This is a genomic window from Curtobacterium sp. 1544 (assembly GCF_040544915.1).
In the GTDB taxonomy this organism is placed as follows: domain Bacteria; phylum Actinomycetota; class Actinomycetes; order Actinomycetales; family Microbacteriaceae; genus Curtobacterium; species Curtobacterium pusillum_C.
This window is the reverse complement of the sequence record NZ_JBEPKX010000006.1, coordinates 51729-66133: the sequence shown is the minus strand read 5'-3', so window position 1 is coordinate 66133 and position 14405 is coordinate 51729. Positions and strand designations below refer to the sequence as shown.

Below are 14405 nucleotides of genomic sequence, written 5' to 3'. Positions count from 1 at the left end.
CCGTCGACGGGGGAGTCCCCAGGATAGCCCGCCGCGCTCATGCGCTCGGGTCCACGGCGCTCCGCGGGACGGACGCGACCCGCGTCTGGCGGAGCCGGTGCGCGAGGTGCGCGGGGAGGTGTCCCGTGACGTCGGCCAGTGCTGCCAGGACGAGTCGCGCCTCCCGTCGGGTGCTGCCGGCGGCCAGTCCGCGCAGGCCGCGGACGAGGGTCCGGGTGCTCGCACGGAGCACCGTCGACCACGGCGCGTGCCAGAGGGCGACGACCACCCGGTTGCGTGCGTTGCGGAACACGAACAGGTCGCTCTGCACGCCCGACGACGCGGAGTGGTCGTGCTCGACGACCGCGTCGCCGGCGTACTCGACGCGCCATCCACGGCGTCGGAGCCGCCACGCGAGCTCGGTGTCCTCGTAGTACATGAACAGCGACTCGTCGAGGAGTCCGACGTCGTCCAACGCGGCTCGTCGGAGCGCTGACGCGCCGCCGGAGAACCCGAAGACCTCGCGGTCGGCGGCCCGGTCGACGGCTGCGAACCAGTCGCGGTCCCTGCCGTTGCCGTCGCGGTCGACGCGCACGCCGGTCGAGTTGAGACGGACCTCGCCGTCCGGCGACGGCACCCACAGGTGGCCGTCGTGGTCCCGCAGCGCGCGTCCGGTGGGGGATGGTGAACCGGACTGGAGGCGCGACCAGCGTCCGGCGAGCACGATGCGGCCCGTCACGGCCGCGACCGCCGCGGGGGCGGCGTCCAGGTGGTCGCGGAGGGCCGCGACGAAGCCCGGAGCGGGCTCGGCGTCGTTGTTGAGGAGGACCACGATCTCGGCGTCCGTGTGCCGGATGCCGGTGTTCGCACCCGCCGCGAACCCGCCGTTGGTTTCACGGACGAGCACCGTCGCCTCCGGCAGCTGGCGTCGGAGCACGGCCACGGAGTCGTCGGTCGAGCCGTTGTCGACGACCACGACCTCATCGGCCGCGCCGTCGTCGAGGACGGCACGCACCGCCCGCGTGGTGAGGTCGGCGCGGTTCCAGTTGACGACGACGACCGCGGTGCGGCTGGCGCCGTCGGTCGGGGTCAGCCGAGCTCCTCGATCGAGGGCTTCGCGTAGACGGTGCCGACGGCGTCGCCGAACGACGGGACCTCGAACGAGTCGCACTCGGGCAGGTCGTGCAGGTGTCGTCCGGCGGAGTCCATCATCGACACGTTGATGAAGTACTTGCCGGTGCCGAAGTTCGTGTCCGCGATGCGGAGGCGGAGCTTCCGGCGACCGTGCAGCGGCTCGAGGTGGATGCCCATGATGCCCGTGGTGGTGCCGTAGACGACCTGACCGGCGGTGTTGTTGATCTGCACCGCGGCCTCCCAGTCCTCGACGCGGTCCAGGTGCTCGAACTCCATGTCGACGATGAGGTCGTCACCGGGGACGACCGGAGCGCGGTGCTCCTTGCCCTCGACCGTGACGGTGGCGCCGAGGACGGTGCCGCGACCGACCGCCACGTCCGCGCTGAGCTCGTCGGAACGGCGCTCCTCGAGGACGTCGCGGAACTTGCTGACCGCCTGGATCGCGTCGCCGTCGTGCAGGACCTTGCCCTTGTTGAGCAGCACGACGCGGTCGCACATCTCCTGCACCTGGCTGAGCGAGTGGGTGACGATGATGATCGTCTTGCCCTGCTCCTGGAACGACCGGATGCGGTCGAGGCACTTGCGCTGGAACGCCTCGTCGCCGACCGCCAGGACCTCGTCGACCAGCAGGACGTCGGGGTCGGTGTGCACGGCCACCGCGAAGGCGAGTCGCACGTACATGCCGGATGAGTAGAACTTCACCTGGGTGTCGATGAAGTCGCCGATCCCGGAGAACGCGAGGATGTCGTCGAAGCGCTCCTCGGTCTCCTTGCGGCTCAGGCCGAGCAGGCTCGCGTTGAGGAAGACGTTCTCGCGGCCGGACAGGTCCGGGTGGAACCCGGCGCCGAGCTCGAGCAGCGCCGCCAGACGCCCGCGGCGCGCGACCGTGCCGGACGTCGGCTGGATGATGCCGCCGATGGCCTTGAGCAGCGTGGACTTGCCGGAGCCGTTCTGGCCGATGAGCCCGACGGTGGTGCCGGCCTGGATCGACACGGTGACGTCGTCGAGTGCCCAGAAGTCCTGGCGGTGCTTCCGGCCGGCGCGACCGAGCGTGACGATGCGCTCGCGGATGGTGTTGTCCTTGCGGACGACGAACCGCTTGCGGACGTGGTCGATGACGATGACGTCGGGGCGCTCGGCGGTGTCCTGGCGCGTGGTGGGGGAGACAGGTGTGCTGATGGCCATGGTCTAGAGCTCCTGCGCGAAGTTGCCCTGCAGGCGGGAGAACACCCGCTGCGCTCCGAGCAGGCAGAAGAGCCCGATCACGAAGGCGATGCCGAGTCGCAGCATGAGGTGGTCGGGGTACGTGACCTTCGCCGGGTCGTGCAGCCAGATGGCGTTCTGCATGCCGAGGACCGACAGGGTGAGCGGGTTGTTCGTGTAGATGGCGAGGACCCAGTCGACCTTCAGCCGCTCGATGACCATCGAGTACGAGTACACGATCGGCGAGGCCCAGAGCAGGACCATCAGGCCGACGTCGATGACGAACTGCACGTCGCGCAGGTACACGTTCAGGGCCGAGAGCACGAGCCCGATCGCGGCGCCGTACACGAGGATGACGAGCAACGAGGGGATCAGGTAGACGAGTCCGCCGTGCCAGGGGAACAGACCGAGCACGATCGTCGCGGCGATGAGGATGGCGAACTGGATGACGTAGTTCACCAGGGCGGCGCCGACGCTCGCGAGCGGGAAGACCTCGCGCGGGACGTAGACCTTCTTGATCAGGCCGGAGTTGCCGACGATCGATCCGGTGGACCCCGCGACGATCTCGCTGAACAGCGTGTACGCGCTCAGGCCGGTGAAGACGTAGATCGCGAAGTTGTCGATGCCCTTGGCCGCGCCGAGGATCTGTCCCATCACGAAGTAGTAGATGAGGAGCTGGGTCAGCGGGCGCACCAGCGTCCACACGAACCCGAGCGCCGAGTCCTTGTACCGCGCCTTGAGGTCGCGGCGGATGAGCATCCCGAGCATCTCGCGCTGCCGGAAGACGTCGCGGAGTTCTCGCCAGGTGCCTCGGATCGCGCTCGTCGGGGCGCCGACGACGACGAGGGGTTCCTTCGCGAGCGCCGCCATGCGGGCTTGATCGACCATTCGTCTCTTCGTTCGTGGGGGCAGGACCGGAACAGCATACTCACCGCAGCGATGGGGAACCGGAGTACGCCGGTGCCGAGCGACACGTGTCGTTCGCCCCCGTGCGGGGGTGAATGTGCGCAGGAGCAACCCTCAACCTTCACTTTGGGGTTACCGTTGACGCAACCCGGACCCTTGTCAACATCCACAGGACGGCCCGTCAGCATGCAGCTTGCTCCACGGCCGATCGCTGCGCTCGCGGTGGTCGGTGCTCTCAGTCTCCTCGCGGCGGGTTGTTCCGCCGGCGGAGACACCGATCCGACGCCGAGCGCCACGCGGTCGGCCTCCGCCACGACGACGCCGTCGCCGACCCCCACGACGACGGACGGGGTCGGCGAGCCGTCGTCCGGTGCCACCGCGGGCGACGACGACGTCCCGACGGCCTTCCCCGGCTCCGGTCAGACGACCCAGCCCGACGTCGACCCGTCGGACTTCCCGGCCACCGCCGTCCTGACCTTCTCCGGCTGGGACACCGGCAGCAAGACCCTCCAGGCCGGCGGCCTGGTCTCCGGCACCACCGACACGTCCGGCACCTGCACCTTCACGGCGAAGAAGGGCACGGTGTCGCGGACCGCCACGAGCAAGGCCGAGGCGAGTGCCTCGTCCGTGAACTGCGCCCAGGTGTCGTTCCCCGCGAACCAGGTGTCGACCGGCACGTGGTCGATCACCCTGAAGTACACGGTCGGGTCGAAGTCGACCACGTCCGACCCGATGACGGCGGAGGTGCCGTGATGCGATCCATCCGAACGAAGGACGGGCGACGCCGCCCGCTCCGCGCGACCCTGGCGCTCGTCGCCTCCCTGGCGGTCGCCGCCGGCGGCCTGACGATCGGCACGATCGCGGCGGGGAACGACGGCTCCGAGTCGGCCTCGGCCGCCGTCGCCGCGAACTTCGACCCCGGCTACATCATCAGCGACGCGAACTTCTACAACGGGTCCGCGATGAGCGCCACCAGCGTGCAGTCGTTCCTCAACAGCGTCGCCCCGAACTGCAAGCAGCAGTCCGGCGGCCCGGTGTGCCTGAAGAACTTCGTGCAGAGCATGAGCGCGATCCCGGCCGTCTCCGGACGGTGCGCGGCGATCGCCGCCGGGTCGAAGTCGGCGGCGACGATGATCGCCCAGGTCGGCGCGGCCTGCGGGATCAGCCAGAAGGTGCTCCTCGTGCTCCTGCAGAAGGAGCAGGGCATCGTCACGACGAACGCCCCGACGAACTACATGTACCTGCACGCCACGGGCTTCGCCTGCCCGGACACGGCACCGTGCGACCCGAAGTACTTCGGGTTCGGCCAGCAGGTCTACGCCGCCGCGCTGCAGTTCAAGCGCTACCAGGCGTCGCCGACCTCGTGGGCGTACCAGGCCGGCCGGAACAACTCGATCCTGTACAACCCGAACGCCGCGTGCGGCCGGAAGACCGTGTACATCCAGAACGCGGCCACCGCCGGGCTGTACATCTACACGCCGTACACGCCGAACACCGCTGCGATGGCGAACCTCTACGGCACGGGCGACAGCTGCTCGGCCTACGGCAACCGCAACTTCTGGCGGATGTACACCGACTGGTTCGGCTCGCCCACGGGCGGCTCGTCCCCGATCGGGTTCGTCGACGCCCAGAGCGGCGCAGCGGGCGGCACGATCTCGGTGCGCGGGTGGACGGCCGATCCGGACACCACCGCCCCGATCAAGGCGCAGTTCTACGTCGACGGTGTCGGCAAGGCCTCGGTGCTGGCGGACGCGACGCGAGCCGACCTCGCCGGCCAGCTCGGTGCGAACAACACGGCGCACGGGTTCCAGACCACGCTGACGGGCATCGCACCCGGGAGTCACAACGTCTGCGTGTTCGGCATCAACGTCGGGCCGGGGGCCAACACGCTGTTGAACTGCGGCGACGTCACCGTGCCGTCCTCGGCGCCGGTCGGCAGTCTCGACACGGTCACGGGCGGCCAGGGGACCATCGCCGTGAGCGGATGGGCGCTCGACCGTGACTCGTCGGCTGCGACCGCCTACAAGGTGCAGGTCGACGGTGTCGGCGCGATCGCTGCGACCGCCGACGTCCAGCGCGCGGACATCGCGGCGAAGTACCCGGGCGCGAGCTCCACGGTCGGGTTCTCGAAGACCGTCCAGAACGTCGCAGCGGGGACCAGGACGGTCTCGCTCTGGACGCAGGACCGACCGGGCTCCGTCTGGGTCAAGGTCGCGCAGAAGGCGACCACGGTCACCGCGAAGACCGGCGCGACCGGCGCCCCGCGGGGCTCCTTCGAGTCGGCGACCGGCGGCGCCGGGACCGTCGCGCTGAAGGGCTGGGCGATCGACCCCGACACGTACGCCTCCGTGCTGTACAAGATCCACGTCGACGGGGTCGGTGCCGCGGCCGGGACCGCGAACGCCGCGCGCAGCGACGTCGCGACCGCCTACCCGAAGTGGGGCTCGGCGCACGGGCTCGCCACGACGCTGACCGGGATCGCTCCCGGGAAGCACACCGTCACGGTCTGGTGGCAGGACCTGCCGAGCGGAACCTACGTCAGCGCCGGCACGAAGACCGTGACCGTGGGGACCCCGCCGTCGAGCGGCGCCACCGGTGGGAGCGGCCCCGTCACCGGCGCGTTCGAGCAGGCCACCGGCGGCGCCGGGACGGTCGCGATCACGGGCTGGGCGATCGATCCGGACCGGTACGACCCGGTGCTGTACAAGATCCACGTGGACGGGGTCGGCGCCGCGGCGGGCACCGCGAACGCCGCCCGGTCGGACATCGCGTCGTCGCACCCGGGCTGGGGTTCGGACGTCGGTCTCGCCACGACGCTGACCGGGATCGCACCGGGCACGCACACCGTCACAGTCTGGTACCAGGACCTCCCCAGCGGCACCTACGTCAGCTTCGGCACGAAGTCCGTGACGGTCACGGCGACGAGCAGCACGAGCACCGGCAAGACCGGTGCGGTCTACGGCGCGTACGACGGCGTGACCGGGGGCAGGGGGACCGCGCGGGTCACCGGCTGGGCCATCGACCCCGACACGTTCGCCCCGGTCAAGTACAAGATCCACGTCGACGGCGTCGGGGCGACCGCCGGGAGCGCCGACACCGTACGCACCGACGTCGAGAAGGTCCACCCCGGCTGGGGCTCCGACGTCGGGCTGGACGTCTCGCTCACCGGCCTGACGGCCGGCAAGCACACCGTGCGGGTCTGGTACCAGGAACTCCCGGGCGGGGTCTACAAGGACTTCGGCACGAAGACGGTGACCGTCTCGTAGGTGGTGACGGACAGACGGACGGGAGGCACGGTGCCAGCTGGCACCGTGCCTCCCGTCCGTCGACCGGTCCGTTCCGTCAGCCGCGCTGCCGGAGCCGGCGCGCCACGCGACCGAGGCGGTCCAGCACCCGGTACTCGGCGGAGCGCGTCAGGGCCTCGTAGCGCAGCGCGATGGCATCGCGTTCCGACTCGGCCGCCTGGCGGGCCGCGTCCGCGTCGCGTCGGCCACGGTCGAGAACGGCGACCGCCTCCTCCGAGACGATCAGCCGTTCGTTGATCTGGTGGACCCCGGAGCGGTGCACGTCGCGCTCGTGGGCGGTCTCGCGGAGTTCCTCGCGCTGCAGCGTCGCCCAGCGCAGGAGCGGCGCACGATCGCCGGTGCGGCCGTCCGCCCGCTCGACCGCCGCGTCGAGGGACGACCGGACCTGTTCGGCGCGGGCGGCGTAGGAGTGCCGCTCGACGACCACGGCGTGCAGCCGCTCGACGAGGGCGTCGCGCTCCGCGGTCGGCATCGCGATCGCACGCTCGAGCGAGGCCGCGTCGGTGAACACCGGCACGTCGCCCAGCCCGAGCTCGTCGAGTCCGAGCGCGCAGTCCGTGACCGGGAGGGCACCGCAGGCGAGCGACTCGTACAGCCGGGAGTTGAGCGTGCCGAACTCGGCGGCCGGCGCGATCACGTCGTCCACCACGAACGCGGCCGCGCGGTAGACCTCCGGCAGGGCGAAGTACGGCACCGCGGCGCGCAGTTCGACACCGGGGGACGGCTCGACGTGCTCGACGTTCGCGGCGAACCACACGACGGGCTCGGCGGGCGCGATCTCGAGCAGGACGTCCTGGACCCGGCGGCGGGCACCCCAGAAGTTGACGGTCGTGACGGTCCGGTCGCTGCGCGGTGTCGGGGTGCCGGCGGTGTCGGTCGGTTCGGTCGGGTCGGTCGGTTCGGTCGTGAAGAGGTCGAGGTCGACGCCGATCGGCACCACCTCGACCGGGCCGTCGTACACGGCGGCGAGGGCGTCCCGCGCGATCGAGGACGACGCCCACACGGCGTCGTACTCGGCGAGGTAGGGGAGCGAGGCCCACTGCGCCGTCCAGTTGCGCACCCACGCCACCGTCGCGGTGCCGGCCGGCACGAGACCCGGGACGAACGACTCGATCATGCTCACGAGCACCGTCGTGTCCGCCGGGACCTCCTCGGTCCAGCGGCCGATCGGCCAGAAGTCGACGCCCCAGCCCGCGGACCGGAGCGCCCGGGCCAGCCCGAGCGCGACGAACAGGTCGCCCTTACCCTCGGTCGGGTCGTCCGTCGAGACCGCGAAGCGGATCGTGCCCCTCGGGCCCGTCGCGTGGTCGCCGCGTGCGATCGCGGCGTACTCCTCTGCGAGCGGGGACGATGCGGGGGAGGACGGGATCGAGTGGTGCGACACGAGTGCCATTGTGCACGACCCGGACCCGACCTCAGCCGAGCGCCGTGCTGCGCCTTGTAGGGTGATGTCGGCCGACGGGCATCCCCGACGGTCGCATCACCGATCCCTGCCGCTGGCGCGGCAGCCGCTGGAGGAACCCGCCGTGACAGAGCGCAAGCCGGGAGTCGTGTCCGTCGTCCTCGTGAACTACAAGGGCACGGACGACACCCTGACGAGCATCGCCGAGCTCCGCAAGCAGGACTGGCCGCAGGACAAGCTCGAGGTCATCGTCGTCGACAACGGCTCCGGTCCGGAGCACGTCGGACGGCTGAAGGCCTCCGACCTCGACTTCACCTTCGTCGACTCCGGCGCGAACCTCGGGTTCACGGGGGGCTGCAACCTCGGTGTCGAGCACTCCTCCGGCGAGATCGTCGCGTTCCTCAACAACGACGCCCGTCCCGACACCGGCTGGGTGCGCGAGGCGATGGCCACGTTCGCCTCCGGCGCGGACATCGGTGCGGTGGCCTCGAAGGTCCTCGACTGGGAAGGCGTCAACGTCGACTTCACCGAGGCCGCGATGACCTGGTACGGCATGGGCTACAAGCCCTTCGCCGGCTCCCCGGACACCGGCCGCTGGGAGTCCGAGACCGACGTGCTGTTCGGCACCGGCGCGGCGATGTTCATCCGCGCGGAGCTCTTCGAGCAGCTCGGCGGGTTCGACGACCGCTACTTCATGTTCTACGAGGACGTCGACCTCGGGTGGCGTCTCAACCTGCTCGGCTGGCGCTTCCGGTACCAGCCGAAGTCCGTCGCGTTCCACAAGCACCACGCGTCGATGAACAAGTTCGGCGACTTCCGCGAGACGTACCTGCTCGAGCGGAACGCCCTCTTCACGCTCTACAAGAACCTCGGCGACGAGCAGCTCGCTGCGGCCCTCCCCGGCTCCCTCGCGCTCGTCGTCCGCCGCGCGATCGGCCGTGGCGAGCTCGACTCGACCGAGCTCGACCTCCGCAACCCGGGCGACGACAGCGTCCCGACGATCCCCGTGCCGAAGACGAGCATGGCCGGCATCTACGGCGTCGACCAGTTCGTCGAGCAGCTGCCGTCGATGACCGAGTCGCGCCGCGAGATCCAGGCGAGCCGCGTCCGCAGCGACCGCGAACTCCTCCGGCTGTTCGGCAACCGCGACGAGCCGGCGTACCCGATCGAGAACTACCTCGCCGGCTACGACAAGATCGTGCACTCGCTCGGCGTGCTCGAGGTCGGCACGCGGCGCCGCGTGCTCATCATCACGGGCGACTCCATCGGCGAGAAGATGGCCGGCCCGGCGATCCGGGCCACCCAGATGGCGAAGCAGCTCGCGAACGAGCACGACGTCCGCGTGATCAGCCTGACCCGTTCGTCGCCGATCGACCCCTCGTACGAGGTCGTCACGGTGCCGCACCGCCACCCGCGCCAGATGGTCGAGCACGAGGCCTGGGCCGACGTCATCATCGTGCAGGGCCACGCGCTCCGCCTGTTCCCGGTGCTCGAGTCGACGCGCAAGATCCTCGTGGTCGACGTGTACGACCCGCTGCACCTCGAGCAGCTCGAGCAGGGCCGCAGCGACGACGTCGACCAGTGGAACCGCCAGATCCTCGACGCCTCGGACACCCTGAACCACCAGCTCGAACTCGGCGACTACTTCATCTGCGCCTCCGAGCGTCAGCGCATGTTCTGGCTCGGCCAGCTCGCCGGCTCCGGCCGGGTGAACGCCCGCACGTACTCGCGCGACGCCGACCTCCGCTCGCTCATCGGCGTCGTGCCGTTCGGCCTGTCCTCGACCCCGCCCGTGCACGACCAGGCGCGGGTCAAGGGCGTCGTTCCGGGCATCGGCAAGAACGACAAGCTCGTCGTCTGGGGCGGTGGGATCTACGACTGGTTCGACCCCATCACGCTCGTCCGCTCGATCGCCCGGCTCGCCGAGCGCCGCCCGACGGTGAAGCTCTTCTTCATGGGCGTGCAGCACCCGAACCCGGACGTCCCGGAGATGGACATCGTCGCCAAGGTCCGTGCCGAGGCCGACGAGCTGGGCCTGACGGGCAAGCACGTGTTCTTCAACGACACGTGGATCCCGTACGAGGAGCGCGGCGCCTACCTGCTCGAGGCCGACGCCGGCGTCTCGACGCACTACGAGCACCTCGAGACGACGTTCTCGTTCCGCACCCGCATCCTCGACTACCTGTGGGCGCGCCTGCCGATCGTGACGACCGCGGGTGACTCCTTCGGTGACCTCGTCGCGGAGCAGAAGCTCGGCATCGCCGTGCACGAGCAGGACATCGACGGCCTGGCTGCAGCGCTCGAGACGGCGATCTACGACAAGAAGGCCCGCACCGAGTTCATCGGGAACGTCGACCGCGTCCGTGAGCAGTTCACGTGGGAGAACGTCCTCGCGCCGCTCGTGGAGTTCTGCCGGAACCCCGTCCGCGCCGCCGACAAGTCCGTGCGGGAGACGGCGGCCCAGGTCGAGGCGCACCAGATGCGCGTCCGCGTGCCGGACCGCAAGAAGCTCTACGGCATCCGTCACGACGTCGGCCGCGCGGTGCACTACTTCCGCACCGAGGGCCCGCGCAGTGTCGCGGGCAAGATCAAGCGGCGCCTGCAGAACCGGTGACCGGAGCCGCTCCCACGGCCCTCGTCGTCGTCCCGACGTACGACGAGGCCGAGAACATCCAGAGCGCCGTCCGAGCGATCCTCGAGGCGGTCCCGACGACACACGTGCTCGTCGTCGACGACAGCAGCCCCGACGGGACGGCCGACCTCGTCCGGACGATGGCCGATGACGACGATCGCGTGCACCTCATCGAGCGCAGCGGCAAGCTCGGCCTCGGGACGGCGTACGTCGCCGGGTTCCGCTGGGGGCTCGAACGGGGCTACCCGGTGCTGGTCGAGATGGACGCCGACGGGTCGCACCCGGCCGACCGGCTCGCCGCGCTGATCGGCGCCGTGCAGGACGACGAGACCGTCGCGCTCGCCATCGGGTCCCGCTGGGTCCCCGGGGGCTCCGTGGTCGACTGGCCGCTCCGGCGCGAGGTCCTCAGCCGCGGCGCGAACACCTACGCCCGGATCGCGCTCGGCGTCGGCGTGCGTGACGTCACGGCGGGGTTCCGGGCCTACCGTGCGGACACCGTCGCGCGCATGGACCTGGCGTCGGTCGACTCGAAGGGCTACTGCTTCCAGGTCGACATGACCCTGCGTGTCGACGACCTCGGTGGACGCATCGTCGAGGTGCCGATCCGGTTCCGGGACCGCGTGCACGGCGTCTCGAAGATGAGCGGTTCGGTCGTCGGCGAGGCCATGCTGCGCGTCACGCAGTGGGGACTCCAGCGGCGCTTCGGCCGCCGGCGGCACACCGCGCGCTGACCGTCGCGCGCGGCGCGCGTCGCGCTGCGCGCACCGGCCGGTCCGCAGTGTGCGAGGTTCCGCGCACGGTGGGACCGTCCGGGCCTCGCACCACGCGCGGAACCTCGCACCGTACGTCGCCGTCGCACCGTGCGAGCCACGGGCGGACTGGAGGCGCGTGGCGGCGCCGCCACGCGCCTCCAGGCCGCAGCGTGCGAGGTCTCGTGCACGGTGCGAGCCGTGCGGGCCCGCACCATGCGCGGAACCTCGCACCGTACGTTGCTCTCGCACCGTGCGAGGGCGCACCGTGCGCGGCGTGACGCCGTGCCGGCGCGCAGCGCTCGTCAGGTGCGCGGCAGGTGCCGCCGCCAGGACCGCCGTCGGGCCGCGATCACCAGCACGGCGACGAACACCATGAGACCGGCGCCGTGCAGCAGGTAGCTCTCGGCGGCGCTCGTCACCCCGAGGAGCACGAGCACCGCGGCCGGCCACACGTACGCCACGCCCGGGAACGTCGTCGCGGTGACCCAGGCCCGGGCGAACGCGAGCAGTGCCGTGACGCCGAGGATGATCGTGCCGGCGAGGCCGATCTGCAGCCAGGCGTCGACGAACGCGTTCAGACCCGAGGTGAACCGGGCACCGGCGGGGTCGATGAAGGTGACGTAGGGGACGACGGCCTCGTGCGGCCAGGTGCCGACCCACCCCCAGCCCTGGATGGGGTACTGCCCCACGAAGACCCGGATCTGCGACCACAGGTCGACGCGGGTCGCGGTGCCGCCGGCCGCGCCGATCTCGGCGAGGACCCGGTGCCGGGCGAGCACGCCGACGACGAGCATGAGCAGCACGAACCCACCGAGCACGCCGTTCACGACCGGGCGGGTGGTCGGTCGGGCGTGCCGCAGTGACCAGAGCGCGAGGGCGGTGATCGCGAGGGCGATCATGGCGAGGCCGGTGATGGGGGACTGCACGAGCATCAGCGCGATGACGGCGAGTGCGGTGGAACCGATCGCGCGCCACATCGTCACCGAGCGGGTGAGGAACTCGACGACGAAGGTCACGAGCGCCATCGCGGCGATGAACCCCATGAAGTTCCGGGTCCCGCCGACGCCCTGGATCGGCCCGCCGTAGGCGATGTTCCCCTGGATGCCGAACGCGGGGATCGGGGTGTCCAGGACGAGGCCGGACAGGACCTCGAGTCCGAGGGCGACGACGAGCAGGATCCGGAACGCGTCGCCGGAGGCCCGGATCACCTGCACGAGGTCGCGCCCGAGGGCGAGGTACAGTCCGAGCCCGATGAAGCACACCGTGCCGACGAGTCCGCGGAGCGCCACCCAGGAGTACTCGCTCCAGAGCACGCTCAGCGCGCAGTATCCGACGAAGGCCATCAGCGACAGCGGGAGCACGCCGTGCCACTCGATCCGGTACCGCTGGCCGAGCAGGCTCAGCCCGGCGAGGACGAACAGGGACACGAGCACCGCCCAGACGCCGGCGCGGCCGACGAGGGCCTGGACGGTGGGCTGTCCGAAGGCGAACAGGACGATGACGGTGGCGAGTGCCTGGCTGAACCGGCCGCCGGCGGAGAACCCGATCCAGGCGGAGAGGTAGCGCCTGGCGAGCACGCGCTTCGTCAGCCGTCCGTCCGTCACCCGTCCATCTTGGCGTACGCGCCTCCGTGCTGGGCCATCGCGGAGCGTCGATATCGCCGATGCGTGATGACTCGGCTACGGTCGGCGGACGATGGACGAACAGATCCCGAGGCCACGGCCGGCCATCGCCGTCGTCAGGGCGCTCGTCGGGGTGCTCGGCCCGGTCCTCGTCGGTGCCGGTGTCGTCGCGCTCACGTGGTGGCGACTCGGCCCGATCACGCGCACCACGGTCTGGGCGGAGGACGGCGGCATCTTCCTGCGCGAGCGTGTGGCGCTCGGACCCGTCGACTCGCTCCTGCACCCCTACGCCGGGTACCTGCACCTCGTCCCGCGGCTGCTCGTGGACCTCGGGTGGGCGATGCCGATCGAGGACTACGCCCGCGTGCTGTCACTGGGGGCGTGCACCGTGGTCGGTGTCGTCGCAGCAGCGGTCTTCGTCCTGGCGCGCGACGTCGTGCCGTCGTGGCCGTTCCGGCTCGTGCTCGCGGCGGTCCCCGCGATCCTGCCGCTCGCGCCGTACGAGATCGCCGGCAACGCCGCCAACCTGCACTGGTTCCTGCTCTTCGCTGCGCCGTGGTGCTTCGCGTACCGTGCCCGGACCTTGTGGGGGAGTGCCGCCGTGGCGGTCCTGGCCGGGTTCGTGGTGCTCTCCGAGCTGCAGACGGTGTTCTTCCTGCCGCTCCTGCTGCTCGCGTGGTTCCCGCTGCGTGACGCATCGGGCGCACGAGCCTGGCCGCGCGCGCTCCCGGTGACCGTCGTCGCGCTCCTCGGCGCCGTCGCGCAGGTGACCACTGCCCTGACCGACCACCGGGAGTCGCGTCCGGGGTCGCCCGCGTTCGCGGACGTCGTCGCCGGGTGGGTCCTCCAGCCGTTCTCCGGCGCGTGGGACGCCGACGTGCGGGCCGCGGTCCGGTTCGTCGTCGCGCACGGCTGGGCCGGTGTCCTGGTGCCGTTGGCGCTGCTCGTGCTCGTGGTCGTCGCGGCGGTCCTGGTCGGACGGTGGCGGGCCCGGTGGACGGTCGTCGCACTGGCGCTCGGGTCGGGCGGCGTCTGGTGGGCCGCACTGCTCGCGAACGGCGGAGCCACCCTGGACTGGTCGCACCCGGTCGCGGCGCTCGAGGCCGTGCCGCCGCTGCGCTACGCGGCAGCGTCCGGTCTGCTGCTCGTCGCGGCGGCGGTCGTCTCGGCGAGCGTCCTCGTCGGCTGGCGGACGCCCGTTGCGCCAGCCACGGGGCAGCGAGGACGGACTGGAGGCGCGGCTCGCCTCGTCGGGGCGGTGGCCGGTTGGTGCGTGGTCGCCCTGGTGGTCGCCGCGGCGGTGGGCAACGCAGCGCCGGGTGACACACGGCGGAGCGGCGGGCCGGTCTGGGCGGGGGAGATCCCGGCGGCCGTGACGGCGTGCGACGGCGATCCCGCGAAGGTCGTCCCGGTGCGGACCGCCCTGTGGGCCGCGGACGTGCCGTGCAGCAGGCTGCTCAGCAACTGATT

The 14405-nt window shown here is 71.2% G+C and carries 10 protein-coding genes; 5 read left to right on the top strand and 5 right to left on the bottom strand.

The genetic code is table 11. The annotated features are described in order from the left end of the window. Positions 1-37: 37 nt before the first annotated feature. From ABIC61_RS05565 to ABIC61_RS05555, 3 genes are read right to left on the bottom strand one after another with little or no spacing between them, the layout of a single operon-like run. Positions 38-1150 (bottom strand): glycosyltransferase family 2 protein, encoded by a 1113-nt coding sequence (locus ABIC61_RS05565; protein WP_354029113.1) that lies wholly within the window; start codon positions 1148-1150, stop codon positions 38-40. After that, positions 1069-2298 carry an ABC transporter ATP-binding protein gene (locus ABIC61_RS05560; RefSeq protein ID WP_144752443.1) on the bottom strand — a complete coding sequence of 410 codons (1230 nt, stop codon included), beginning with the start codon at positions 2296-2298 and terminating at the stop codon, positions 1069-1071. Before ABIC61_RS05560 ends, ABIC61_RS05565 begins: the two co-directional genes overlap by 82 nt. 3 nt (positions 2299-2301) lie before the next feature. Beyond that, positions 2302-3204, bottom strand: a complete 903-nt coding sequence (locus ABIC61_RS05555) for an ABC transporter permease (protein WP_144752446.1) — start codon at positions 3202-3204, stop codon at positions 2302-2304. A gap of 204 nt (positions 3205-3408) precedes the next feature. On the opposite strand from ABIC61_RS05555, the gene ABIC61_RS05550 reads away from it, so the two are divergent. Both ABIC61_RS05550 and ABIC61_RS05545 read left to right on the top strand, forming a co-directional pair. Then, positions 3409-3975: a hypothetical protein gene (locus ABIC61_RS05550; RefSeq protein WP_144752449.1), complete on the top strand. Its 567-nt coding sequence runs from the start codon at positions 3409-3411 to the stop codon at positions 3973-3975. Then, on the top strand, positions 3975-6488 hold the full coding sequence (locus ABIC61_RS05545; protein ID WP_354029112.1) for a hypothetical protein: 2514 nt from the start codon (positions 3975-3977) through the stop codon (positions 6486-6488). The genes ABIC61_RS05550 and ABIC61_RS05545 overlap by 1 nt, the downstream gene beginning before the upstream one ends. Positions 6489-6564: 76 nt before the next feature. Here ABIC61_RS05545 and ABIC61_RS05540 read toward each other — a convergent pair whose 3' ends face one another. After that, positions 6565-7911 (bottom strand): glycosyltransferase family protein, encoded by a 1347-nt coding sequence (locus ABIC61_RS05540; protein ID WP_354029111.1) that lies wholly within the window; start codon positions 7909-7911, stop codon positions 6565-6567. A gap of 142 nt (positions 7912-8053) precedes the next feature. Between ABIC61_RS05540 and ABIC61_RS05535 the strand changes: the two genes are divergently transcribed. Both ABIC61_RS05535 and ABIC61_RS05530 read left to right on the top strand, forming a co-directional pair. Next, on the top strand, positions 8054-10543 hold the full coding sequence (locus tag ABIC61_RS05535; protein ID WP_354029110.1) for a glycosyltransferase: 2490 nt from the start codon (positions 8054-8056) through the stop codon (positions 10541-10543). Next, complete coding sequence (locus tag ABIC61_RS05530) at positions 10540-11292, top strand: polyprenol monophosphomannose synthase (RefSeq protein ID WP_354029109.1); 753 nt, start codon at positions 10540-10542, stop codon at positions 11290-11292. The genes ABIC61_RS05535 and ABIC61_RS05530 overlap by 4 nt, the downstream gene beginning before the upstream one ends. Positions 11293-11615: 323 nt before the next feature. On the opposite strand, the gene ABIC61_RS05525 is transcribed toward ABIC61_RS05530, so the two are convergent. After that, positions 11616-12917: an O-antigen ligase family protein gene (locus ABIC61_RS05525; protein ID WP_354029108.1), complete on the bottom strand. Its 1302-nt coding sequence runs from the start codon at positions 12915-12917 to the stop codon at positions 11616-11618. A 91-nt stretch (positions 12918-13008) separates the two neighbouring features. On the opposite strand from ABIC61_RS05525, the gene ABIC61_RS05520 reads away from it, so the two are divergent. Next, positions 13009-14403 carry a hypothetical protein gene (locus ABIC61_RS05520; RefSeq protein ID WP_354029107.1) on the top strand — a complete coding sequence of 465 codons (1395 nt, stop codon included), beginning with the start codon at positions 13009-13011 and terminating at the stop codon, positions 14401-14403. Positions 14404-14405: the final 2 nt, after the last annotated feature.

Excerpts from the sequence above, each read along its gene's own strand:
- ABIC61_RS05560 (WP_144752443.1), bottom strand. The coding sequence starts at position 2,298 with ATGGCCATCAGCACACCTGTCTCCCCCACCACGCGCCAGGACACCGCC.
- ABIC61_RS05555 (WP_144752446.1), bottom strand. The coding sequence starts at position 3,204 with ATGGTCGATCAAGCCCGCATGGCGGCGCTCGCGAAGGAACCCCTCGTC.
- ABIC61_RS05550 (WP_144752449.1), top strand. The coding sequence starts at position 3,409 with ATGCAGCTTGCTCCACGGCCGATCGCTGCGCTCGCGGTGGTCGGTGCT.
- ABIC61_RS05545 (WP_354029112.1), top strand. The coding sequence starts at position 3,975 with ATGCGATCCATCCGAACGAAGGACGGGCGACGCCGCCCGCTCCGCGCG.
- ABIC61_RS05520 (WP_354029107.1), top strand. The coding sequence starts at position 13,009 with ATGGACGAACAGATCCCGAGGCCACGGCCGGCCATCGCCGTCGTCAGG.